Source organism: Cytobacillus oceanisediminis (assembly GCF_003182355.1).
GTDB classification, from domain to species: Bacteria; Bacillota; Bacilli; order Bacillales; family Cytobacillaceae; genus Cytobacillus; species Cytobacillus oceanisediminis_A.
In genome coordinates this window covers 108,642-130,591 of record NZ_QGTW01000006.1, presented here as the reverse complement: position 1 = coordinate 130,591, position 21,950 = coordinate 108,642, and the positions used below count along the sequence as shown (strand labels likewise).

Genomic DNA, 21,950 nt, shown 5'->3' with positions numbered 1-21,950 from the left:
GCAGATTTTCTTTTGTGAAAATCTGCTCTTTTTATGATTGGAAAATTCATGAAACCTGCTATAATAAATTCAATATTTTAAAAACATTAGGGTGGGAGTGAGAAATATGGAAAACTTTCTTTTGTTCCTGTTTATGTCGTTTCTGCTGGTAATCCTGCCGGGACCGGACACAGGAATTTTAATCCAAAATACCATATCAAGCGGCAAAAAAAGCGGGGTTAAAACTATGTTTGGCTCTGTTGCAGGACTGCTGGTCCACACGATGGCTGTTGTGTTTGGCTTATCGGCCTTGATTGTAAAATCAGCATACATTTTTTCGATTATTAAATATGCCGGCGCGATGTACCTCATATACCTGGGCGTTGTTTCACTGAAATCTCTGTCAACTCAACGGACGCAGACGGAAGGTGTTAAAAAGCACAGGAAAAACAAATCCCATTTCCTGCAGGGGTTTTTCACATGTGTGTCCAATCCGAAGGTAGCCGTCTTCTTTTTGACGTTCTTCCCTCAATTTGTAAGCCCGGGTGAAAACCACTTTGTCCAATTTCTGACAATGGGATTCACCTATAGTATTATTACAATCGTTTGGTTCTTTTTCTATGTTTATTTAATCGACTTTTTTAGAAATTGGCTGAAAAAGCCTGCTGTAAATAACGTTCTGCAAGGTATTTCAGGAGTAGTTTTAATGGGTTTTGGTATTAAATTGGCTCTAGAGAAACAGCCGTAAGGTGAAGGGACTGCTTAAAGACGGTAATCCAGATTTAGCAGTCTCTTTTAGTGTCTAATTCGAAAATCCTCCCTGATGTTTCTTTTCTTAAGTTTGCAGGGTTCTATTCTCCAACTGTAAAGAGAAAACAGAGTACACCCTGTTCTCTCTTTATGCTTGATCCGACCACTTTCTGACTGTTTCAGCAAGCGAGTACTTTTGTTTCTCAAATTGCCTAACCCGATGGCCATTTGCACCTGATGGATGAGGGAATCCAAATAAGATTGTATGACCAGCGAGCTTGTTGTCTGCTAGCAGATGGCGGATGATGCTTTCAACTGTTTTGCCAAGAGGGATGATGAGAGCGTTCTTGTTAATTTCTCCAATTTCCTCTGCAAAAAACTTTGTTGCATATTCAGCCAGCAGCTTTGACTGAAGCATCCCAGGCTGATGGCCTGTATAATTTTTGCCCTTGTAGAAGACGGGGTATTTAATAACTGAAGTAGTATGCAGGAGAGTCCTGCATTCATTAAATAGTGCTAATGAGTCATTAATATAAAGAGATTCGGGAATTCCGCATTGATTAAGCATTGATATTAAGTTAGTCCGCATTGCTCCGGCAAAACCGGCTGCTATCTTCGTTTCCCTCAAGACAACTTTTATTTCTTTTTCAGCTGCCAAGCCCTTCACAAAATGTTCATAGGCAATTTTCATTTGGCTCCAGCCGGGTGTGATGCCCACTATGATGATTCTTGCTTCGTTATTGATATATTCGTTATGGGGAGCATAGTACATCTCCAATTCCCCGTGCTTTTTTATTAAAAATTCTTCTGATAACAAGTCTTCTTTTGTTAATGGCATTGAATCATTTAATGTTCGGATGGCCGGTAAAAAATCAGGCAGCAATGTATGTGTCATAAGAGATCCCCTTAATGCAAAGAATGATTTTCCATAATATTACCAAATGGTGAATAATAAAAGCCACTCAAGGGACATTAACAAATAAAAAGGAATATTCATATGATAGGACTGCTCATTGCCATCACTCTGTTTAATCTTACTGCATTTAAATCGAATAAACGCCTGACCAAAAACCAAATTTTACATATCTGGTTATTTACAATATCAGCTCAGCAGGTCTTTGACTGTATGATTGAATTCAAATACTGGGGCTACTGGTATTTCACAAAAGAACCGAATTGGGGCGGACTGGTGGCTCATATTTTTGTAGTGCCGCCAGTCAATATGATGTTTTTAAACTGGTACCCTTTCAACTCAGACTTAATAAAACGGGTTACATATATAATCTTCTGGGTAGTTGCCATACTGCTGTATGAAGTATTGGCTTTGCTCCCTCAGCCATGGGGTTATTTCAGCTATGGCTGGTGGGAGTTGTGGCATGCAGCCGTCCTTGATCCAATCCTTTTTTTTATCATGTTAAAGTATTATAAGTGGATTTGCAGGCTGGAAAAAGAGGCATGTAAATGAAGAATGCTGTAAAAATAGTTTTTTTAGTAACTTTAAATTTTGAAAAGACAGAAGCTTCTTCTCTATGGGGGCACCCCCACTCAATTATTAAAGGGGAAAGTAAAAATTGGATTGTGGAGCATAAAGGTTTCTCATGTGAACCATGGTAGAATATGAGACGAGTCTTGCATATAAAGGAACCAATAAAAATATAAGAATGCCCGTTTCTTAACGTATCAGATCACAGATGGGGCATCCGATCTCGCTGGGGATTTTTCCTTAAAGTGCGGTTCCGAATATAAATCGGAAAGAATCGAATGCGAAGGCTGCAGATACCTGGATAAGCAAAGAAGTTTAACGTTTATTGCTTAAAGAGGGAAAGTTTGAAGAGATTATTCTCAAAAGAGAGAGGGGATTGGACCTCTCTTTTTGCGGTGGTCCATTTAATGAATTTTAATCCTTTATTATGGTACAATTTTTATATCATTATCCCGGAAGGAGAGCATTTGTGGATATTAAATTAACTCATAAAGGTATAAAAGAAATATGCGGCACAGTCTCCTTCAAAAGAGGGGATGCTTTTTTTCGGAATAGTAAAGTAAGATTTAATGAATATAACGCTGATCGCTGCGTAGCAACGGTGTCTGCAGCAGAAGATTTTTATGTGACGGTTGAAAAGGATTCGGGAAGCAGCTTTCAAACTTCTTGCAGCTGTCCGAAGCTTGCTTCCTTTGATAAGGAATGTCAGCATGTTGCGGCTGTGCTGCTGGCAATATATAAACTGCAGCAGAAGGGAACACCGGTAATCAATTCTTCAGAAGAAGAGATGGCTGCATCGCCAGAAAATTCACTCACGGACGGTTTCCTGACTCTTTTCAGCGATTCGCCTGTCCGATCAAGCGGACATCAGCTGCATTTTGAAAACAGAAATGTGCTTGAAACGGAATTTACATGTCAGCCGGTGCATTTGGGGAAAGGCCAATATTTATTTACTATAAAATTAAAAATAGGCCCTGCTCTGGTGCTTGATATCCGCGATTTCCTCCAATCGGTAAAAGAAGGAAAACCATGTGTGGTATCCCTAACTTTTACATATGATTCAAATCTGTATTGCTTTAAACCTGAATCAGATGCCGTCATCCAGCAGCTGATCCAGGTAATACATGATGAATCCGTTTATGTGAATGCCTTGTTGGACGAATTTGACTATATAGCCAGCAAAGATATGCTATTGATTCCACCCTCATCCTGGGAGCGCCTCAAACCAAGTCTTGCACATGCGGAAAAAGTGAAGCTTAAAGTAGCTGGTAAAACATTTGACAGGTTTCATTTCTCAGATGAGAGTTTGCCTTTACGATTTGAATTGTCAGAAGCCGACAGAAAATGTTATTTGAGAATTAAAGGGCTGGATCCGCTGCTTGTACTTAATTCTTACAATTCTGTTCTACTTGGAGGCAAAATCATTACGCTTAAAAAGGAGAATTGCCAGCGACTGTATGATCTGACACAAATGATTGAAGCTACAGGGGAAAATATGATTCCGATCGCTGCGGAACAAATGGAGCTTTTTTTGGAAAAGGTAGTCCCAGGTTTGCGGAAATTAGGTGAAGTGCAAATTTCAGAGGAGATGGCCAAGCAGTTTTTAAAGACTCCTCTTGTTGCCAAGCTCTACCTGGATCGTTTGAAAAATCGGCTCCTTGCCGGCCTGGAATTTCACTATGAAAATATTGTGATTAATCCATTGGAAAGACGGGAACCACGAGGCGGAGCACGGATTATTCGCGATGTTGAAAAGGAAGATGAAATCTTGCAGCTGATGGAGGAAAGCTCGTTTGCCAGGACGGAAGGCGGTTATTTTTTGCAAAATGAAGAGCTTGAATATGAGTTTCTTTATCATGTCGTTCCGAAGCTGCAAAAGCTCTTGCAAATATATGCTACAACGGCAGTTAGAAATCGTATTTTCAGGGAAAACGCTAAGCCGCGAATCCGGATTAGAATGAAAAAGGAACGGACCAATTGGCTGGAGTTCAAGTTTGAAATGACCGGAATTGCAGATCAGGAAATCCGTGATATTTTATATGCTCTTGAGGAAAAACGGAAATATTATCGATTGCGAAATGGTTCGCTGCTATCTTTGGAAGCAAAAGAGTTTGAAGAAATCCAGCGGTTTTTAAATGCTGTACCCGTGCAGGCAGAAGAACTGGAAAGCGGATTGGATATGCCGATTGTCCAGGGCCTAAGAATGGTGGATACAGTTGGGGAACAGGGTACATTTCGGCAGGAGGAGTCTTTCCGAGAGTTTTTAGCCACTCTTGAAAACCCTGATAGCCTGCAGATTGAAGTGCCGGAAAGCCTGGATACGGTTCTCAGGGATTATCAAAAGCATGGCTATAAATGGATGAAGACACTGGCCCATTATGGCTTTGGCGGCATTTTGGCGGATGATATGGGGCTGGGCAAAACGCTGCAAACCATTGCGTTTATACGATCTGAGCTTCCTGATATCCGGGACAAAAAGGTTCCTGCGCTGATTGTATGCCCTTCTTCTTTAACTTACAACTGGTTAAGCGAACTGATGAAATTTGCACCGGAAATTCAAGCGGTTGTCGTAGACGGCAATCAGTTTGAACGGGCAGAGCTTCAGAAAAATTTAACTGGCATTGATGTAGTCATCACATCTTATCCGCTGCTTTTAAAAGACTTTAAATGGTATGAGATACAGGATTTTCACACAGTATTTTTTGATGAAGCCCAGGCGTTTAAGAATCCGGTAACACAGACAGCCAGGGCAGTGAAAAAGATACAGGCTAAACACCGTTTTGCACTTACTGGAACACCGGTTGAAAACTCCCCTGAAGAACTATGGTCTATATTTCATGTGGTCTTTCCTGAGTTATTTCAGGGCTTGAAGGATTACAGTAATTTGACCAGAAAGTCAATTGCACGGAGAATTCGGCCATTCCTGTTGAGGAGGATGAAGGAGGATGTCCTTTCCGAACTTCCCGAAAAAATGGAATCGATTGATTCTGTTGAGCTGCTGCCTGAGCAGAAAAAGTTATATGCTGCTTATTTGGCAAAACTGCGGGAGGACACTTTGAAGCATCTAAATAAAGATACAATCAGGAAAAATCGTATTAAAATTCTTGCCGGTTTGACCCGTTTGCGTCAAATTTGCTGCCACCCTGCTTTATTTGTTGACGGCTATAAAGGCAGTTCGGCCAAATTTGAACAGCTCAAGAGAATTATAGAAGAATCAAGGCTTTCAGGCAGAAGGGTGCTTATTTTTTCACAGTTTACAAAAATGCTTAATCTGATTGGAAGAGAGCTGGCTCTTGAGGGGTTGCCATTTTTCTACCTTGATGGGCAAACACCTTCCGAGGAACGTGTCGAGGTTTGCCGCCGCTATAATGAAGGAGAACGGGATTTTTTCCTTATTTCGTTGAAGGCTGGGGGAACAGGCCTCAATCTGACCGGTGCGGATACCGTCATATTATATGATTTGTGGTGGAATCCGGCTGTTGAGGAACAGGCAGCCGACCGGGCACACCGCATGGGCCAGACTAATACAGTCCAAGTCATCAAGCTTTTGGCCCGCGGTACGATTGAAGAAAAAATGAATGAACTGCAGGACAAAAAGAAAAACTTAATTGAAGAAATCATAGACTCTGATGAAAAAGCTGCAAAGAGCCTTTCGGAAGAGGATATTCGGGAAATATTAATGATTTAAAAGGAGAATACAGATGTCGGAAAAACAAATCAAAGGGAGCGACATGCCTGAAAAGCTTGCAAAACCGGCAAGACGGGCGCTTGAAGGCGCAGGCTATTTTCGGCTGGAGCAACTTGCGGGTGTTTCTGAAGCAGAAATTATGAAGCTGCATGGAATGGGGCCGAATGCAATGGAAAAGCTCCGCAAAGCATTGGCTGATAAGGGATTAGCATTTGCAGATGAATTACAATGGGCGCGTCTTAAATGACGCGCCTATTTTTTGTGAGATTCGCGTCAGAATAAGAAGTTGTGCAAAAACCAATGAGAGTGATTCATATGAAAAGTGGTTCATATATTTAGAAAATGAGGATAAAAGTGTTTTTTCTTTTGAAAAATACTCTTTTCTAGGTTAATACGTCTCGACTGTTAGCTAGATAAAGTTAAGAACATGTTAGATAAATAGCTGAACATGCAAGGTGAATACAAAAAATGCTGGATTAATCTCTCACATGGTAGCTATTAAAAAAAATAGTTTAATTAAAGAAGGAATTTACCTAATTTTAGAGAAAGGAATAACGATTTAAAATGTTTGGAGGTTATTTCCAATGTGTAAAATGGTTTCGAAGGAATTTGAAGCAGTGGTTATGAGGAACAAGGGACTTTTTAGAGATTATGCTGAATTGGTCCCTAAAGCCGCACAGCATTTCCTGAAGCGGGCACATGATATACCAAACAGTACAGGTGTTGAGGTTTCCATTTTTGAACCTAAGAGAGATCAAACACATATAGAAGGAACCTATTTCGTAGGCTGTTTAGTAGATGGAGATGCTGATTCTTTGCCAGAAGGAATGGAGTACATACGAGCTGAGAATTCATACGCGACGATTAGAGGCAAGGTAACGGAGATGGGACAGTTGTACAGCGAATTGGATAAATGGATTGAAGATCAGGGTTATCAATATGGCTCCCCGGAACATTATATTTTGGAAGTTTATTACCCGGTGGAAAATGATGCTGAGCATGTTGAAGTCTATATCCCTATTAAAAATGAACTAAAAATCGAAAGGGTGTAGGTATGAAAAAGAGTTGTCCGAAATGTCATACAGTGATGGCGAAAGCCCATTTGGATAGCCAGCCGATTAGGGTTTACAAAAAAGGTGAAAAACCAAATGCTGGTACAATGAGCGATATTAATCCTTGCTATGTATGTCCCAACTGCGGACTAATAGAGTTATATGCAGAGGAGCCAGAAAAGTTTAAGTGAATGCTTAAAATAAAAACCGTCCAGAGTATCTCTGAGCGGTTTTTTGAAATTATATTTCCTTGGACGAAATCGGGAGAAATAGCTTGATGCCCCGTTTATTGAAAGGCAGCATTTTAAAATCAGCTATTAAATGGCTTATGTATCCTGCGAGGCATGTATAGAAAACGCCATTGATTCCGATGGATACTTCAAATTTTGAAGCAATGTAGCCAAAGAATATAACACCAATTATTGAATGGGTATAGCTGCGATGCGAAACGAATGAAGCGATTAAAATATAAATCCCAAATAATATCATCCACAGTTCCTGGAGGGAAATCCCGCCTGCCAGGACGCCGATTCCAGTTATGGTCAGCATATGTTTTTGCCTGATGCGGGATGAAATGGCGACCATACCTATTCCGATAGCGATACCAAGCCATTTCTCTTTAGAGTTTCCTTCATAAAAACTGTAAATAATCATTAAAATTCCGACTAGCTGGGCAACTGTTCGAACCACTTCATGTGATAATGTGATCCGGTCGCGAAGCTTTCCATCAATATCCAGGTCGGGAATTAATCCGGAAACCCCGCCTAATCCGATCAATAGAAGTGTTGTGGAGGGGCTGGTATCAACAGTGTTCGCAACCACGTATCCTGCTGCTGCTCCGATTGCTGCATGGGCGGTACCATTCAAAATTTTTTCCACCTTTATGAGATATTTGCATTTTTTTCATGCTCTATTATTTTATAACAAAACATTTGTTCTGTTTAGTGTTTACTAGAATTTAGTGCTTTTCTCCCAAGCGTTGCTTAATTATCCTGGGCAATCATGAAAGGGTTCATGGTATAATGAACAAATGAAACATACATAAGTTTGTAAGATGAAATAACGTTTTATCGGAATGCAAGAATTTGTTTTTTTTAAAAGGAAGGTATTTATGGCTGAGGAAAACATAACAAGGATTCATTTAGATGGCAAGGAATACATATTGATTGGAACAGCGCACGTTTCAAAGCACAGTGCAGAACAGGTTAAAGAGGTTATTGAAGCGGAGCAGCCAGATTCTGTTTGTGTAGAATTGGATGAACAGAGGTATCAATCGATAACAGAGGGCAGCAAATGGAAGGAAATGGACATCATTCAGGTTATTAAGGAGAAGAAAGCTTCCCTCCTTCTAATGAATTTGGCTATTTCTTCTTTTCAAAACCGGATGGCAGATCAATTTGGCATTAAGGCCGGACAGGAAATGATACAGGGAATTGAATCAGCGAAAGAAACGGGAGCCAATCTTGTTCTGGCAGACCGCAATATCCAAATCACATTCGCACGGATTTGGGGAAATCTCGGTTTAAAAGGAAAGGCACTCCTGCTTAGCCAGGTGATCGCCAGCATCTTCAGCAAAGATACGATTTCAGAAGAAGAATTGGAAAAAATGAAAAACCAGGATACGATCAATGCGATTCTGAATGAGTTTACAGAATCTTTTCCCCGGTTAAAGACACCTTTAATTGACGAACGGGATCAGTATCTGGCCCAAAAAATTAAAGATGCACCAGGCGGAAAAATTGTTGCGGTATTGGGGGCAGCCCATGTACCGGGGATTAAAGAGGAAATTAAGAAACAGCAGGATATGACTCGCTTGACTGCACGCCCGCCAAAATCCAATCTACCTAAAATTATTGGATGGAGCATTCCTGTATTTATTTTGGCAATTATTGCTTACACTTTTTATGCCAATCCTTCTGCCGGATTTGCGCAGACGATCAGCTGGATTATTTGGAATGGCGCACTATCATCCCTTGGAGCGGCCATTGCAATGGGGCATCCGCTTACGATTTTGACAGCCTTCGTGGCAGCGCCAATTACGTCATTGAACCCTCTGCTTGCAGCTGGCTGGTTTGCAGGTCTTGTACAAGCCTACATCCGCCGTCCAAGTGTAAAAGACTTTGAAAACCTTTCAGAGGACGTTTTTAGTGTAAAAGGCTTTTGGCGGAACAAGGTTAGCCGCATTTTGCTGATTGTTGTACTCGCTAATTTGGGAAGTTCACTAGGTACCTTTATTGGCGGTGCGGATGTAATCCGGGTGTTTTTGGAGAATCTATAATTGGAATCCTGTTTTCTTCTCCTGTTGGGAGAAAGGTTTCCCATTTAGCGAAACAGACTGGCCTTTCAACCCATTTGTTATCATCACGGCATTACCAAAATGGGCTATCACCCTGTAGCCCAGTGCTTGGTACAGAAGGCAGACTCCACGGATTGTTTGGGAAAATGGGTATAATGAAATAGATCTTTGTGAAAAAAGTAAAATAAAAAAAGTGTTAGTTGTCTTAAGCAGGCAGCTAACACTTTCTGGTTTATCTATCTGCAACAATTGCTTTTCTTTTATACAGCCACGATCCTAGAATGAAGGTAATGGCTCCCCAAATCACCATTACGCCAATTCCAAACCACAATGTGCCAGAAATAACACTTGTCTCATACACCATGCTTTCTCTCAGGCCGTCCGCAAAATAGGTAAGCGGAAGTACATTAGAGACTGGCTGCAGCCATTCAGGCATTGTTTCAACCGGAAAAAACACACCGCTTAAAAACATCATGAGGAAGCTGACAATATTTGCAACTCCCATATAGGCTTCAGTCGTTTTGCTGAAAGAAGAAAAGAAGTAGCCAAGAGCATTAAAGGACAAGGCTCCAATTAAGAAAACAACGACGAGACTAATAGGACTTATATAAAGGTTAGCGCCGAAGATCAGAACACCTATTAACGATAGCAAGATGATTTGTATAATGCTGAACAGCAATCTCATAACCATATCGCTTAACCCAAATATGCCCATGTTTGCAGGTGTCATCCGAAGCCTTTTGATTAAGCCTTTTCTTCGCATTTCTACCAGATCAACCATTCCGAACATGCCGCCTTGAGCAATCGATAAAGCAATCATGCCGGTTAATAGAAAATCTGTATAATCTAATTCATTGCTCCCGGATGAAAGAGATTTGTATTGTAATTCAAAAGAAGGCTCTGCACCAGCCGCAAATAAATTAGCCTGCTGTACAAATTTATCCAGAATGCCGGAAACCGCCTGAGCTGCTGCACCTTGTTCATCCTCTTTATTCACAATAAGCAAAACAGAAGAGGCATTTGCTGATTCAGGCAAGATAATGGCTGCATTCACCTCCTGATCTTTTACCCACTCCTCTGCTTTCTCCCGGCTGACAGGCTTGCCAGTTTTCACTTCAAATATCGGAAGTCCGCTGATTTGTGTTAAGAGCATTTCCGAAGCTGGGTTCGGATTGGGATCGACAATGGCAATTTCTGATTGAAACTCTTCATCTGAATTTCCGCTAAAGATAACCATAAAGATTACCATCAGGATGACTGGAAAAAATATACCCCAAAACCACGCCTGTTTTTCACGGAGTGTCAATTTTAATTGAGCGGAAAGCATCATTTTAAATTGATGAAAATGTTTAATTTTAATCCCTCCATTCCTTGCCGGTAAAAGCAATAAATACATCTTCGAGACTCATTTCCCGAATGGAGACCTGCTCCACCTGATATGATTTCTCCTTGGTGAATCTGAACAATTCCAATAGCGTATCCTCCGGTTTTACGGCCCAGACTTTCAGGGATGTACCTTCACGCTCTGTTCTTGTAGCGGACTCCAGGTTACTGGAAAAGTGGTCAGCTTCCTCTGCAGCATTCTCGCCATCCAGGAATGACAATCTTATTTCGCGTTCATTTGTAAGTTTCTCAATGAGAGCAGAAGGGGAATCAAGAGTGATAATGTTTCCCTGGTCCACGATGCATACACGATCACTTAATTTTTCGGCTTCTTCCATATAATGAGTGGTTAGAATGGTGGTCTTGCCTAGTTGCTTCAGGTGGAGAATTATATCCCAAATATTTCGGCGTGCCTGGGGATCCAGGCCGGTTGTCGGTTCATCTAGAAAAATAATTTCCGGATCACTGATCAGCGCAAGGCCTATTGCCAGCCTTTGCCGCTGGCCGCCGGAAAGCTTTTTCACCTGATTTTTACGATGGTCAGTTAGGTTAATGATCTCGAGAATGTCGTCCGTTGGCCGGGCATGATCATAAAAAGAAGCAAAAAGATTCAGGTTTTCTTCAGGTGTTAATAAATCAAACATGGCGCTCGATTGGGGCTGAACGCCAATCTTCTTCTTGATGGCAACAGCGTTTTTATTCCAGCTGAGATCCCCAAAATGAATTTCACCATCATCTGGCGAAACCAAGCCTTCAATCATTTCCAATGTTGTCGTTTTGCCTGCACCGTTTGGACCGATAATCGTAAACACTTCCCCAGCTTTCACCGAAAAACTGATGTCTTTCACAGCCCGTATTGTACCGAACGACTTTTGCAGATTCCTCACTTCTAAAACCGTCATCATGCTTCCTCACTTTCTTTGCGCTTCTGAGTCGGATGAATGAGCTTAGCAGAATGTGCACCATCCTAAAAAATTATTAATCTTCTATTTAATACGTTGCTGATTTTGAAAAAATTCATTTTCGAAAAAAACTTAATAAATAGCTAATGACTAATTGGGTAAAAGTCGGAAGAATGGCCGTACGGATTAACGGCGAAATGTTGGAAGTAAGCGGAATGAAGATAGTTAAAGGTTCAGATTAACGACGAAATGTAGATGGGACCTATCAAGGATGGTCGTTAAAGAGGCAGATGGAAGGACGTTCTAGATGGTCGAGAGAAAATGAATGTGAACCATTTCCAAGTAACTCTTAGGACGGTCGCTTTTTAGAATCTGTTGGCGTATAATGAATCTATAGAAACAATTTCCTTAACTTTTTCCATCCGATTCTATAGGAGGCTGAGTGTATCATGAAAAATGAACAAATGGTGCCAACCCATTTAACGTTTAAATCGAAGAAGGCTATAAAAAATGGAGAAGTGATTCGGACTGCGCTATTTGCAAGATTTAAGGTTACTGAAGTCGAGACAGAGCTTAAGGAAAAATACTATTTCATTTTCTATAAAAACAATCTCATATATGGCGATCTGCTTGAACATATAGAAGAAGGCACCTTCATAGAGAAAGCGATGGAAGAAGGAATTGTATTAGAAAGAAATCATCCCTTTATATCCGTTCTAAATCAAGCCTCACCATTAACCATCCCTGCAAAAAATAAGCTCTTCTCAATGCTTCAACGCAACTATTCTCTCCTCGAAATACCATGCATAACTGCTGCTCTCGATTCTTTTTTTTCAAAAGACCAGCTTGGCCAAACCATCGAAAAAATATTTTTCCACTTTAGAAGAAACGGCAGTTTTTTAAAGGCCTTTCAATCCATCCGTATATTGTCTGAGTTTTCACCTTCCCTAGTAACTGTGGGCGATATCCTCAATACCCGTGAGTTTAGTTCATATGCAAATTTCTACAGCACTTCATCCATCTCAGCCATCGATCAAAAGGATCCCTTATACACAGAATTTTACTGCTTCGCAAAACGCAAACATCCCGATCACCATAAAATGCTCGAAACCCTGCTGAAGAATCAGGAACGGTATGCAGAATGGCTGCTGGTTTGGATGGAAGATAAAAAGAACCTTATAACAGAGTCAGTTAGAAGCAATACTGATCTAGCGCTGCACTACATACCGCTGGAGAACTGGATCCTTGCTTTATCACAGGCGAACATAAATCCATATCAAGGGGTACAGCAATCTCTTGGGTTTATTGAAGACTTGATCAGTGATGGACAATTGGAGAAAGCGGCCATTTATTTGTTCCCATTTATTCAGGACCTGCCGGCAGAATATAATAAGATTCTAAATGAGCTAAGAAAAAACCTGGATGCCCAATTTGTCGCATCCCATTTGGATGAATTTCTTCTTCTTCTCGAGCAGATTGACCAGGAAGATGATCCAATGCAAACGGAACAGCGGATTTTACAGCTGATTGCTAAGCTGATGGAAGGACATGATGTATCGGCTGTATCTAATAAATTAAAGCCGATCTCAAAAAAGTTTCCGCACAGTCTGGCCATCCGAAAAATCAATAAAATGGCAGCAATATTGGAGGATCCCGACAGAATGATGGAATTAGGCCAATTTTATGCAGAATTTAGCCAGTATGATCAAGCCATCGAATGCTTCTTCTGGGAAATGGAACTCAAACCAACTGACCCCAACCCTGTATGGCAATTATGCAAAATGTACCAGCACAAAGGGATGGTCCAAGAAGCCTCAGCCTATCAGCAAATTTACACTCAATTGAGAAGCAGCGGTGAAACAGGGTGAAGGAGGGGATGTTCATCCTGCTCACAATAAGATAAGAAAAATTCCCGGTTTTTGGCTCATAATTTTTGATTTCGCCATAAAATGAAAATTCCGCTTCTAAAGCCTGAATTTCGCCCAAAATATAAGTTTTACTCAAAAATCCTGTCAGTTCCTTATTAAATATACAATTACGCCGATAAAACTTGTTTTTCTCCCATAAACCTGTTTTCATAAGAGGAAAGTTATTCATAATGGGGAGTTGTATTAATGAAAACAGAAAATGAAAAAATGCTTGCCGGCGAAATGTATGATCCTGCAGGTCCGGAACTATTAAAACAACGCGAAAATGCAAGGAGACTGGTTAGGCTGATCAACCAAACAACAGAGAAAGAAGGAGATATACGGATCAGCCTGCTAAAAGAATTGTTTGGATCAACAGGTGATAATCTTTTTCTGGAGCCTGCTTTTCGATGTGACTACGGCTACAATATCCATGTGGGCGAAAACTTTTTTGCCAACTTTGAATGTGTCATTCTTGATGTATGCGAGGTAAGGATTGGGAACAATTGCATGCTCGCTCCGGGCGTACATATTTATACGGCTGCTCATCCTCTTAATCCGACTGAACGAAATTCCGGCAGGGAATTTGGGAAGCCTGTAACAATCGGAAACAATGTCTGGATTGGCGGGGGGGCCATCATCAATCCTGGAGTGAATATAGGGGACAATGCGGTTATTGCATCTGGTGCAGTTGTCACCAAAGATGTTCCTGAGAATGTGGTTGTAGGCGGCAACCCGGCAAAAATATTAAAAAGGATTCAGATTGATTAAGAATAAAGTGCTTTATTTCTTAGGAGTTAAAGCTTTTTTTATGGAAACTAATCTATTCTAGCAGAAGGCTTTTTCTGGAAAATATTGAATACAAATAATGATTTGGTTTATTACACATTTGAAAATATGAACACTTATCGGGCAAGCCGAATTCAGAAATCGAGAAATCAATTGAAGAGCTGAAGTATTTGCCAGCTAGTGTGACAGATGAAGAAATTGAATGGACTGTACTCGGTTTGCTGACATTAAGAGAAAACGATATTATTTCCAAACTTGGTGCAGGAGAGTACGCCTTGCAGCAGATGCAGGAAGAATGGCATGGAATTACCCGGGAAGCGATTAATATCCGCACAGCGTAAGGGAAAATTCTTCGACCCAAAGATAAACCGAATAAATGAAACTATTAGACTCTCAAACTATATTTTTAGTCAATCAGCTGCCATAATAATTTGAAAACTTCCAGGCCAGACAGCTTCTAGAAGAAGAACTTAAATAGAGCAAGACTCATTATTAGAAATAAAACAATCGAACCGCAAAAAATACCCATCATCTGTCTTCCTGCTTTTTGTTTTATTCGTAAGTATTCTGTATAAGTGATTTCACCTTTTGCAAACGTGAGACCTGTTTCATTTGGTTCAATCATATAATGGATTCCATCAGAATCCTCCAGTATCACTGATGAAATCAAAGGCAAACGATCTAATGCATCCGTATCAGGGTCAGATATGGGAATTTCACTCCCAACAAAATTGACTTTTATAATTTTGTATTTTGTTTGATTTCTCATGTCTTCATAAATATTAATGGAATGTTGTTCAATTGCATTTGTGGAAACGCACAATTTTATCACCTCATTTTAATTAATTATATTTTAAAAAAAAGCAGAGGTGAATCCTTAATATTGAGGAGATATTTTAAGAAGTAAAGAAAATATGGAATAGGTTAAAAAAGAATGAGCTGCTCTGGAAGAGGTAGCTCATTTACATAACTTTATTTACGTCAATTTCATCGGAGTATCTAAATCATTAGAATCACGGTAGGACCGATACGATACAAATTGTTTTCCGTGGGAAGATCCATCCAGCTGCAATATGCGGTCATTGCTGGTTTCCATATAAAGTAAATCATCATTCACTTTTAGCCAATAGAATGTGTAGGTGTTTCCGAGCAGCTCTTTTTTGGATATTTGTGTGTCAGGATGCTGTTGAATGAATTCAGCCAGCTGCTTAACTGAAACAGAAGGGATATCTGCCATTTCAAAGAACTTTCCTTTTAAATTGGCTTTTATTTTGCTAACTGTGTTCATAGCCTTGTCTTTGTATTTGTTTTTAGACATATGGTCACTCCTTGTTAGTGAGATTATTAAGCATAATTCCCATTTGTTAAAAGAATAAACAATATTGCATAGAAAGACGCGTCAAAATATTTCTGCTTGTCAATGAAATTTAAGGTTTGCTGTTTCAGCAGCACCAATCATGAAGTTATACTATTTCATTTTGCTGGTGAAATTATTGGCGGCTCTTTGGAGCTGGAAGAGGAAGAGATCACAGATAGGAAATGGGTACCGCTTTGCGAGGTTGGCAGTATTGAAAACAAGGAACTTCGTAATCCCGAAGTGATAAAACAGATTATTAATGCTGTAAAGATACTAAATATTACCCTTTAGAAATTTATAAAGAGAAATTACGCTATTGAAAGAAAAGGAATTTTCAGGAATTTTGTCGAATTAATACCCTATTGATTAATATAGGGTGGGTTATAGATGGAATTTAAGATAAAGCACGAATTTTTTAATAAGGCCATTGCAGATGTAAGTAAAGCGGTATCCTCTAACACTCTTTTTCCTATTTTAACAGGCATTAAGGTTGCCGCAGATGAAGATTGTTTAACACTTACCGGCAGCAATTCGGATCTTATAATAGAAAAAATTATTCCAGAGGTAATTGATGGAGAGAAAATCCTGGAGGTTTTTCAGTCCGGCAGTGCTGTCATTACAGCAAAATTTTTAAGTGAAATTGTAAAAAAATTGCCGAGTGACATCCATATTAAAGTAGACAAAGAGCAGCACATGACAATCACATCAGCCGATATTCTTACAAACTTAAATGGCTTTCCCTCTGAAGAGTATCCAAAGCTTCCGCAAATGGAAAATGCCGAGCATATTAAAATCCCAGCAATGAAATTAATGGAAATAATAAAGCAAACCGCTTTTGCTGCATCCAAGAATGAATCAAGGCCTGTCCTGACAGGTGTCCATATGTCTTTTAAGGAAAATCGCTTTTCGTGTGCTGCAACCAATTCACATCGTTTGGCATTAAGAGAAACTGAGCTTGTTTGCAATGTATCTGGCTCTTTTGTTGTTCCAGGCTCAAGCCTCAATGAACTCGCCAAGTTAATGAATAATGTGAACGGCGAAATACATTTATTTTTAACAGAAAACTATATTGTCTTTAAAACTGAAGCCATTTCACTTTACTCGCGCCAGATTGAAGGCAAGTATCCGGATGTTTCCGGCCTTATCCCTCATGAGGCAAAGACAGTTATTACTTTGAATGCCAATCAGCTTTTAAAGGGGATTGATCGGGCAAGCCTGTTTGGAGGTGAATGGAAAAATAACAATGTTCATTTGATGGTCAAAGAGGATTCAAAATTAAGAATTTCCTCTAATTCTTCTTCAATAGGGTATATTGAAGAAACTCAAAATATAATTGATATTAGCGGTGAAAGAGAGTTATCCATTTCACTTGATGGAACTTTTTTAATGGAAGCTTTAAAAGCAATCCAGGAAGATGAGGTTATATTACGCTTTAGCGGATCCATGAGGCCGGTTTTGCTTAAGCCGGTCGGAAATGACTTCTATTTGCATCTCATTTCCCCAGTACGAACTAACTAATAAAGGAGGTCCCTGATGAATCGGATATTATTATTGAGTTTCCTTGCTTTACTGACTGCCACTTTAGCTTTTAAGGGCGTGGATTTATGGTCTCTAGGAACCAATGTGGATGGAGATGGCATAGGGATTCACTTTATGGGCTTTGAAATTAATGACAGAGTTCCTAAGGCCAGTATTCCTGTTTATGCCATTGGGTTTCTTGCATCGAGTTTGGTGACGCTGCTGATTGGGATCGTTTTAATCGGCGGAAAATTTAGAGGAGCTGAAAATGAAACATACTAAACTGCTGCTTCTTATTGCGCTCGCAGTTTTATTAGCAGCGGGGGGATGGGTATATAAATATGTTACGAATGAAACCTATGAAGGAATGAGTATTATACCGGAAGATCATGAGGATATTCCCTTATTTAATGGGCTGGAGCCTAGACGCAACGAATATGTGATTGAGGGAAACCAATGGGAGGACATTTACACCTTTTATATGAAGGAGCTTCCGGGTAAAGGGTGGAAGCTTAGGCACAAAGGTTCAGCAATGGATGATAATGATCCAGCGAATGATTGGGGTGGTTTTATGTCAACCTGGACAAAGGATGGCTTTGAAGGAGAGCTCTCCCTTTCTGCCGGTTATTTTCAAGCCGAAAACGTAACGGAGGTAAAGTTTGACCAGCATATACCGCCGAAAATCACATCGTGGATAGATAAACCACCAGCACGTGTTTGTGTATATGCAAAACCATCTGAAGAAAACTGTACGACCATTGAAGATAAAAATATAGATAATATTGTTCATTTTATAGATGAAATTGCGTACGATACCAGCCAATTTGAACAGCAGAAACAATATGGGATTATTGAATTTTTAAATGATTCAGGTGAGACTTATTTTAGTGTAAAAGTCCATTACTCAAAAGAAGGCCAGATTCTTTTCCTTGAATCTGAGAAAGGTGAAAAGGAAATGAAGCCGGAAGGTGAATTCTTCGAGTGGACGAAACTTGAACATTTGATTAAATAAGCAAGTACAAAAGGGACTTTTATAAAAGTCCCTTTTTATATTGGGCTCCAAGATGAAGTTTCACAGATAAAAGATAGCCTTAAGGTTCAGATTCTTTATTTTAGCACTAACCACTAGCATCAATAGCAAAGATAGATGAGGATCGGTGCTTTTTTAATGTCTTTCGAATACAAGTCTGTTTTTCCAAATCCACCCATTATAAAATAGAACCGACGCATGAAAACTTAAGAAATGCACTTTCAATCTTAAGAAATTCTTAAGATTTCTATTACTTTAATGTTAAGATTTTACGTTTAGTATAAAAATATGAAAACGAGCAGCTGGAAAGTAGGGGGATTATGGTTCATTATAATGTGCTTGTTGTAGATGATGAAAAAGAGATAAGGGATGCGATAGAGATTTATCTTAAAAATGAGGGCATTACTGTGCTGAAAGCGAAGGATGGAATTGAAGCACTGGAAATTTTGAGCGAGCAGCAGGTGCATCTGATTATATTGGATGTGATGATGCCGAAGCTGGACGGAATTTCGGCTACCTATAAGATTCGCGAGAAGAAGAACATTCCGATCATCATTCTAAGCGCCAAGAGCGAGGATACGGACAAGATTTTGGGCCTGCAGGTAGGGGCTGATGATTATGTCACCAAGCCATTCAATCCGATGGAGCTTGTTGCCCGGGTAAAATCCCAGCTTAGAAGATATGTAACATTCGGAACATTTGAAGGCATTAAAAAGGTGATTGACTTAAATGGCCTCATGCTTGATAAGGAAGCGAAAGAAGTGTCGGTTAATGGAGAGCCGGTGAAGCTGACGCCGATTGAATACAAAATTGTCGAACTGCTGATGACAAACGCAGGACGTGTTTTTTCTATTAATGAGATTTATGAACGGGTTTGGAACGAACCCTGTTATAATGCGGAAAACACTGTTGCCGTTCATATTCGAAAAATCCGTGAAAAGATTGAGATCGATCCGAAGAATCCAAGATTTTTAAAGGTGGTATGGGGAATTGGATACAAGATGGAAAAATAGATGGATTATTGCTATTATAACGCTATTATTTGCTTACGGTGTGAGCGGTGTTTTATCTCTTATATTTTATGGCAGGGAATATACGAATCCCGACTATTTCCACACAGCTCAGTTTAGAAGCGATTTGGATCAGTATGCCGGCTATCTGGAAATGTTTGAGCTGAACAACGTCACACTGGAGGAAGCCAAGAATGCAATCAAGGTTACGGAAGAGGACATAGAGGAGCACCGTTATAGATATGGGGGTCTGCCTGCACAAATAGATAACATTAAAGCCCAATATGAACCCAGAATTCAAGAGGCAGAGGCTGCTGAAAATAGTGAATTTGCACAAACCATAACGGAACAAATGAATAAAAAAATACAGGACATTACAAAAAACTTTGAGAGTGATGAACACGTACGTCCTAAAGTAGTGAAAGAAAAAGAAGAAAAATTAGAAGCATTCTTCAAGGAAAAAGAACGATTACGGGATCAGTACGATTTTTATGGGAAATCATTTACCTATTATTTTGAGGATACTGCTACAGGCGATGTTTACACAAATTTAACTTTGTCTAAAGATGAGTCACCGGAAGAGGTGATGAAAAAGGAGATGCTTTATCTTACGGATTACACCATGGACAAAGATTATAGTTACCATTTTATTATGGATGGATATGAAGATATTGCGCAGTCACTGGTAGAATCCGAATCAGGCTACTTTAAAGGTCAAATTGGCCTGGCCAAAAATCTTCCTGATACAAATATGTTTGTTGATCAAAACAATCATTTCAAACAAAAACAGATTGTATTATTCGTTTATACCGGCACAGCTGTTCTTGCATTGCTTATTGCGCTGTTTGCTGGCAGAAGGTCGAAGGCACTGTCTGCTGAAATAAAGAGGTGGGAGCCTTTATATAGTAAGCTGCCAATTGATTTGCGAATAGTCTTTTTAGGTTTTGCAGCTATAGGCAGTATATTATCGTACTTTCTATTAAATGATTTTCTTATGGATTCCTACGAAATTTCATCACATGCAATAGAATTGATCATTGTCCTGCTTGGTGCCTCGGTTCTTAGCGGACTAACGTTTGTACAGCTGAAATATATCGCTGGTGAGTTTAAAAACAGGGAGAAAGCAAAGGCTGTTTTGAAAAAAAGTCTGGTTTACAAACTGTGGATTCTGCTTAAAAACATAGCAAAGAACACTGCCGATAGCCTGCATGAAGCCTTTTTAAACCGAAGTACAGGCACTCAGCTATTTCTTATGCTCGGAGTGATTTTCGGATTGGGAATGGGATCAATTATCATGTTGCTTCATCCCCTGTTTGCACTATTTTACCTGCTGATTCTGGCTTTCGTTGGCATCCCGCTTGTCATGGCACTGGTCAAACGCATCGGCTATTTCAACCGAATTATTGAGACGACCAACGAGCTGGCATCCGGCCATATGGGGCAGGATTTGCCGATTACTGGGAAAAATGTGCTGGCGACACTTGCAGGCAATATCAATGTCCTTAAACAAGGTGTAAAAACTTCCCTTAGTGAGCAGGCAAAGAGTGAGCGGCTGAAAACGGAACTTATTACAAATGTAAGCCATGATTTAAGGACACCATTAACTTCTATTATTACGTATACCGAGCTTCTAAAATCAGACGATGTTTCTTCAGAGGACCGATCAGCTTATCTTGAGATTATTGACCGTAAATCCAAGCGGTTAAAAGTACTGATTGATGATTTATTCGAAGTTTCAAAGATGGCGAGCGGGAATATCGAACTTAGAAAGGAAAGAGTTGACCTCGTGCAATTGCTGCAGCAGGCACTCGCTGAGCATGATAGCGCGATCAGTGAATCCAATCTACATTTCCGTGTCGCAAACCCGGGAGTACCGCTATTCGCCCGTGTAGACGGTCAGAAGCTTTGGCGCGTATTTGATAACTTAATAGGCAATATCCTGAAATACTCATTGGAGAATTCCCGCGTTTATATTGCGATGGCTGCGGTAAAAGGCAAGGCTGTCATTACGTTTAAAAATGTTTCAAAATACGAGTTGAACGACCAGAGTGAAGAGCTTTTTGAGCGGTTCAAGCGAGGCGATAAGTCACGTCACACCGATGGTTCAGGTCTCGGACTTGCCATAGCGAAATCGATTGTCGACCTCCATGGGGGAAGTCTGGATATTGATACAGATGGTGATTTATTCAAGGTCTCCATTTCACTGAAGTTAGAGGAGTAAATGAAGATGAAAGATATTGATTTTTCAGAGCTTTACAGCTTGCATTATAAACGCCTTTTTCATATAAGCTTGTCTATCACAAGAGACGCATATCTCGCAGAGGATGTTGTACAAGAGACTTTTATAAAAGCAATGAAAAAAGCTGAAACAATAGAGGACAAACAGAAAGTAGGAGCATGGCTCGCTGTCATTGCCGGGAGGACTGCCCTTGATTTTGTAAGAAAAGAAAAGAGGAAACCGACCATCCCGATGGAGCAGGAAATGATTGAATGCCTGGGAAAAAAAACAATGCAAAACGTCGAGCAGGAAGTCCAGTCAGGGTTTATGGCTGAAGAAATCAACTCGGCAATAAGACAGCTGACGCGAGACTATCAGGATGTCCTTTTTCTAAAGCTGGACAAGGGATTAAAAGAGCATGAAATTGCAAGTATTCTAAACCTCAAGCAATCAACCGTTAAAACAAGGATTTTTAGGGCGAGGAAGCAGTTGAAAATGATGGTGCAGATGAGTGCATAGATATTGAAAAAAGGAGAGCAGATCATCCGGGAAAGGAGAAATGCTCTCCTCTTTGTATTGAAAGGACCC

Annotated in this window: 24 protein-coding genes; 18 read left to right on the top strand and 6 right to left on the bottom strand. The window is 40.0% G+C overall.

The window, feature by feature from the left end; genetic code table 11:
• Nucleotides 1-106 precede the first annotated feature (106 nt).
• Complete coding sequence (locus DFO73_RS12985; RefSeq protein WP_110065173.1) at nt 107-727, top strand: LysE family translocator; 621 nt, start codon at nt 107-109, stop codon at nt 725-727.
• 150 nt (nt 728-877) lie between these two features.
• Here the strand turns inward: DFO73_RS12985 and DFO73_RS12980 are convergent, their stop codons facing one another.
• On the bottom strand, nt 878-1,624 hold the full coding sequence (locus DFO73_RS12980; RefSeq protein WP_110065172.1) for a uracil-DNA glycosylase family protein: 747 nt from the start codon (nt 1,622-1,624) through the stop codon (nt 878-880).
• A gap of 102 nt (nt 1,625-1,726) precedes the next feature.
• On the opposite strand from DFO73_RS12980, the gene DFO73_RS12975 reads away from it, so the two are divergent.
• The 6 genes from DFO73_RS12975 to DFO73_RS12955 all read left to right on the top strand — a co-directional run bounded on the left by DFO73_RS12975 (nt 1,727) and on the right by DFO73_RS12955 (nt 7,143).
• Nucleotides 1,727-2,194, top strand: coding sequence for a hypothetical protein (locus DFO73_RS12975; protein WP_110065171.1), 468 nt, complete (start codon nt 1,727-1,729; stop codon nt 2,192-2,194).
• Nucleotides 2,191-2,343 carry a hypothetical protein gene (locus DFO73_RS28675; RefSeq protein WP_181396009.1) on the top strand — a complete coding sequence of 51 codons (153 nt, stop codon included), beginning with the start codon at nt 2,191-2,193 and terminating at the stop codon, nt 2,341-2,343. Before DFO73_RS12975 ends, DFO73_RS28675 begins: the two co-directional genes overlap by 4 nt.
• Nucleotides 2,344-2,681: 338 nt before the next feature.
• Nucleotides 2,682-5,900: a DEAD/DEAH box helicase gene (locus DFO73_RS12970; RefSeq protein ID WP_110065170.1), complete on the top strand. Its 3,219-nt coding sequence runs from the start codon at nt 2,682-2,684 to the stop codon at nt 5,898-5,900.
• Nucleotides 5,901-5,913: 13 nt separating this feature from the next.
• Nucleotides 5,914-6,147 (top strand): DNA-binding protein, encoded by a 234-nt coding sequence (locus tag DFO73_RS12965; protein WP_110065169.1) that lies wholly within the window; start codon nt 5,914-5,916, stop codon nt 6,145-6,147.
• Nucleotides 6,148-6,484: 337 nt separating this feature from the next.
• Nucleotides 6,485-6,952 carry a GyrI-like domain-containing protein gene (locus DFO73_RS12960; RefSeq protein ID WP_110065168.1) on the top strand — a complete coding sequence of 156 codons (468 nt, stop codon included), beginning with the start codon at nt 6,485-6,487 and terminating at the stop codon, nt 6,950-6,952.
• Between the two features lie 2 nt (nt 6,953-6,954).
• A complete protein-coding gene (locus DFO73_RS12955; protein ID WP_110065167.1) occupies nt 6,955-7,143 on the top strand; it encodes a hypothetical protein in 189 nt (62 codons plus the stop codon).
• A 49-nt stretch (nt 7,144-7,192) separates the two neighbouring features.
• Here the strand turns inward: DFO73_RS12955 and DFO73_RS12950 are convergent, their stop codons facing one another.
• On the bottom strand, nt 7,193-7,819 hold the full coding sequence (locus tag DFO73_RS12950) for a metal-dependent hydrolase (protein ID WP_110065166.1): 627 nt from the start codon (nt 7,817-7,819) through the stop codon (nt 7,193-7,195).
• Between the two features lie 244 nt (nt 7,820-8,063).
• Here DFO73_RS12950 and DFO73_RS12945 point away from each other — a divergent pair, with 244 nt between their 5' ends.
• Nucleotides 8,064-9,230: a TraB/GumN family protein gene (locus DFO73_RS12945; RefSeq protein WP_110065165.1), complete on the top strand. Its 1,167-nt coding sequence runs from the start codon at nt 8,064-8,066 to the stop codon at nt 9,228-9,230.
• Between the two features lie 250 nt (nt 9,231-9,480).
• Here DFO73_RS12945 and DFO73_RS12935 read toward each other — a convergent pair whose 3' ends face one another.
• Nucleotides 9,481-10,644, bottom strand: a complete 1,164-nt coding sequence (locus DFO73_RS12935) for an ABC transporter permease (RefSeq protein WP_258309454.1) — start codon at nt 10,642-10,644, stop codon at nt 9,481-9,483.
• Nucleotides 10,604-11,536 (bottom strand): ABC transporter ATP-binding protein, encoded by a 933-nt coding sequence (locus DFO73_RS12930; RefSeq protein ID WP_258309452.1) that lies wholly within the window; start codon nt 11,534-11,536, stop codon nt 10,604-10,606. Before DFO73_RS12930 ends, DFO73_RS12935 begins: the two co-directional genes overlap by 41 nt.
• A gap of 446 nt (nt 11,537-11,982) precedes the next feature.
• Here DFO73_RS12930 and DFO73_RS12925 point away from each other — a divergent pair, with 446 nt between their 5' ends.
• From DFO73_RS12925 to DFO73_RS28670, 3 genes are all read left to right on the top strand, one after another.
• Nucleotides 11,983-13,401 (top strand): hypothetical protein, encoded by a 1,419-nt coding sequence (locus tag DFO73_RS12925; protein WP_110065162.1) that lies wholly within the window; start codon nt 11,983-11,985, stop codon nt 13,399-13,401.
• Nucleotides 13,402-13,647: 246 nt separating this feature from the next.
• Complete coding sequence (locus tag DFO73_RS12920; protein WP_110065161.1) at nt 13,648-14,211, top strand: maltose acetyltransferase domain-containing protein; 564 nt, start codon at nt 13,648-13,650, stop codon at nt 14,209-14,211.
• Between the two features lie 188 nt (nt 14,212-14,399).
• Nucleotides 14,400-14,570, top strand: a complete 171-nt coding sequence (locus tag DFO73_RS28670; protein WP_181396008.1) for a hypothetical protein — start codon at nt 14,400-14,402, stop codon at nt 14,568-14,570.
• Between the two features lie 116 nt (nt 14,571-14,686).
• Here DFO73_RS28670 and DFO73_RS12915 read toward each other — a convergent pair whose 3' ends face one another.
• Both DFO73_RS12915 and DFO73_RS12910 read right to left on the bottom strand, forming a co-directional pair.
• The gene (locus DFO73_RS12915; RefSeq protein ID WP_110065160.1) at nt 14,687-15,052 is read right to left on the bottom strand and encodes a hypothetical protein; all 366 of its coding nucleotides are present in this window, start codon (nt 15,050-15,052) and stop codon (nt 14,687-14,689) included.
• 153 nt (nt 15,053-15,205) lie between these two features.
• Nucleotides 15,206-15,547, bottom strand: coding sequence for a hypothetical protein (locus tag DFO73_RS12910; RefSeq protein WP_110065159.1), 342 nt, complete (start codon nt 15,545-15,547; stop codon nt 15,206-15,208).
• Nucleotides 15,548-15,649: 102 nt separating this feature from the next.
• Here DFO73_RS12910 and DFO73_RS12905 point away from each other — a divergent pair, with 102 nt between their 5' ends.
• From DFO73_RS12905 to DFO73_RS12875, 7 genes are all read left to right on the top strand, one after another.
• Nucleotides 15,650-15,877, top strand: coding sequence for a hypothetical protein (locus tag DFO73_RS12905; protein WP_110065158.1), 228 nt, complete (start codon nt 15,650-15,652; stop codon nt 15,875-15,877).
• Between the two features lie 96 nt (nt 15,878-15,973).
• Nucleotides 15,974-17,104, top strand: coding sequence for a DNA polymerase III subunit beta (dnaN, locus tag DFO73_RS12900; protein WP_110065157.1), 1,131 nt, complete (start codon nt 15,974-15,976; stop codon nt 17,102-17,104).
• A 15-nt stretch (nt 17,105-17,119) separates the two neighbouring features.
• The gene (locus tag DFO73_RS12895; protein ID WP_110065156.1) at nt 17,120-17,386 is read left to right on the top strand and encodes a hypothetical protein; all 267 of its coding nucleotides are present in this window, start codon (nt 17,120-17,122) and stop codon (nt 17,384-17,386) included.
• Nucleotides 17,373-18,116 (top strand): hypothetical protein, encoded by a 744-nt coding sequence (locus tag DFO73_RS12890; protein ID WP_110065155.1) that lies wholly within the window; start codon nt 17,373-17,375, stop codon nt 18,114-18,116. The genes DFO73_RS12895 and DFO73_RS12890 overlap by 14 nt, the downstream gene beginning before the upstream one ends.
• A 338-nt stretch (nt 18,117-18,454) precedes the next feature.
• The gene (locus DFO73_RS12885) at nt 18,455-19,147 is read left to right on the top strand and encodes a response regulator transcription factor (protein WP_110065154.1); all 693 of its coding nucleotides are present in this window, start codon (nt 18,455-18,457) and stop codon (nt 19,145-19,147) included.
• Complete coding sequence (locus DFO73_RS12880) at nt 19,125-21,365, top strand: sensor histidine kinase (RefSeq protein WP_110065153.1); 2,241 nt, start codon at nt 19,125-19,127, stop codon at nt 21,363-21,365. Before DFO73_RS12885 ends, DFO73_RS12880 begins: the two co-directional genes overlap by 23 nt.
• 6 nt (nt 21,366-21,371) lie before the next feature.
• On the top strand, nt 21,372-21,881 hold the full coding sequence (locus tag DFO73_RS12875; protein WP_258309449.1) for an RNA polymerase sigma factor: 510 nt from the start codon (nt 21,372-21,374) through the stop codon (nt 21,879-21,881).
• The last annotated feature ends 69 nt before the right edge of the window (nt 21,882-21,950 follow it).

Excerpts from the sequence above, each read along its gene's own strand:
- DFO73_RS12930 (WP_258309452.1), bottom strand. The coding sequence starts at position 11,536 with ATGATGACGGTTTTAGAAGTGAGGAATCTGCAAAAGTCGTTCGGTACA.
- DFO73_RS12965 (WP_110065169.1), top strand. The coding sequence starts at position 5,914 with ATGTCGGAAAAACAAATCAAAGGGAGCGACATGCCTGAAAAGCTTGCA.
- DFO73_RS12885 (WP_110065154.1), top strand. The coding sequence starts at position 18,455 with ATGGTTCATTATAATGTGCTTGTTGTAGATGATGAAAAAGAGATAAGG.
- DFO73_RS12975 (WP_110065171.1), top strand. The coding sequence starts at position 1,727 with ATGATAGGACTGCTCATTGCCATCACTCTGTTTAATCTTACTGCATTT.
- DFO73_RS12890 (WP_110065155.1), top strand. The coding sequence starts at position 17,373 with ATGAAACATACTAAACTGCTGCTTCTTATTGCGCTCGCAGTTTTATTA.
- DFO73_RS12945 (WP_110065165.1), top strand. The coding sequence starts at position 8,064 with ATGGCTGAGGAAAACATAACAAGGATTCATTTAGATGGCAAGGAATAC.
- DFO73_RS12960 (WP_110065168.1), top strand. The coding sequence starts at position 6,485 with ATGTGTAAAATGGTTTCGAAGGAATTTGAAGCAGTGGTTATGAGGAAC.
- DFO73_RS12955 (WP_110065167.1), top strand. The coding sequence starts at position 6,955 with ATGAAAAAGAGTTGTCCGAAATGTCATACAGTGATGGCGAAAGCCCAT.
- DFO73_RS12895 (WP_110065156.1), top strand. The coding sequence starts at position 17,120 with ATGAATCGGATATTATTATTGAGTTTCCTTGCTTTACTGACTGCCACT.
- DFO73_RS12905 (WP_110065158.1), top strand. The coding sequence starts at position 15,650 with ATGAAATTTAAGGTTTGCTGTTTCAGCAGCACCAATCATGAAGTTATA.
- DFO73_RS12910 (WP_110065159.1), bottom strand. The coding sequence starts at position 15,547 with ATGTCTAAAAACAAATACAAAGACAAGGCTATGAACACAGTTAGCAAA.
- DFO73_RS12935 (WP_258309454.1), bottom strand. The coding sequence starts at position 10,644 with ATGTATTTATTGCTTTTACCGGCAAGGAATGGAGGGATTAAAATTAAA.
- DFO73_RS12875 (WP_258309449.1), top strand. The coding sequence starts at position 21,372 with ATGAAAGATATTGATTTTTCAGAGCTTTACAGCTTGCATTATAAACGC.
- DFO73_RS12980 (WP_110065172.1), bottom strand. The coding sequence starts at position 1,624 with ATGACACATACATTGCTGCCTGATTTTTTACCGGCCATCCGAACATTA.
- DFO73_RS12920 (WP_110065161.1), top strand. The coding sequence starts at position 13,648 with ATGAAAACAGAAAATGAAAAAATGCTTGCCGGCGAAATGTATGATCCT.
- dnaN (WP_110065157.1), top strand. The coding sequence starts at position 15,974 with ATGGAATTTAAGATAAAGCACGAATTTTTTAATAAGGCCATTGCAGAT.
- DFO73_RS12925 (WP_110065162.1), top strand. The coding sequence starts at position 11,983 with ATGAAAAATGAACAAATGGTGCCAACCCATTTAACGTTTAAATCGAAG.
- DFO73_RS12985 (WP_110065173.1), top strand. The coding sequence starts at position 107 with ATGGAAAACTTTCTTTTGTTCCTGTTTATGTCGTTTCTGCTGGTAATC.
- DFO73_RS28675 (WP_181396009.1), top strand. The coding sequence starts at position 2,191 with ATGAAGAATGCTGTAAAAATAGTTTTTTTAGTAACTTTAAATTTTGAA.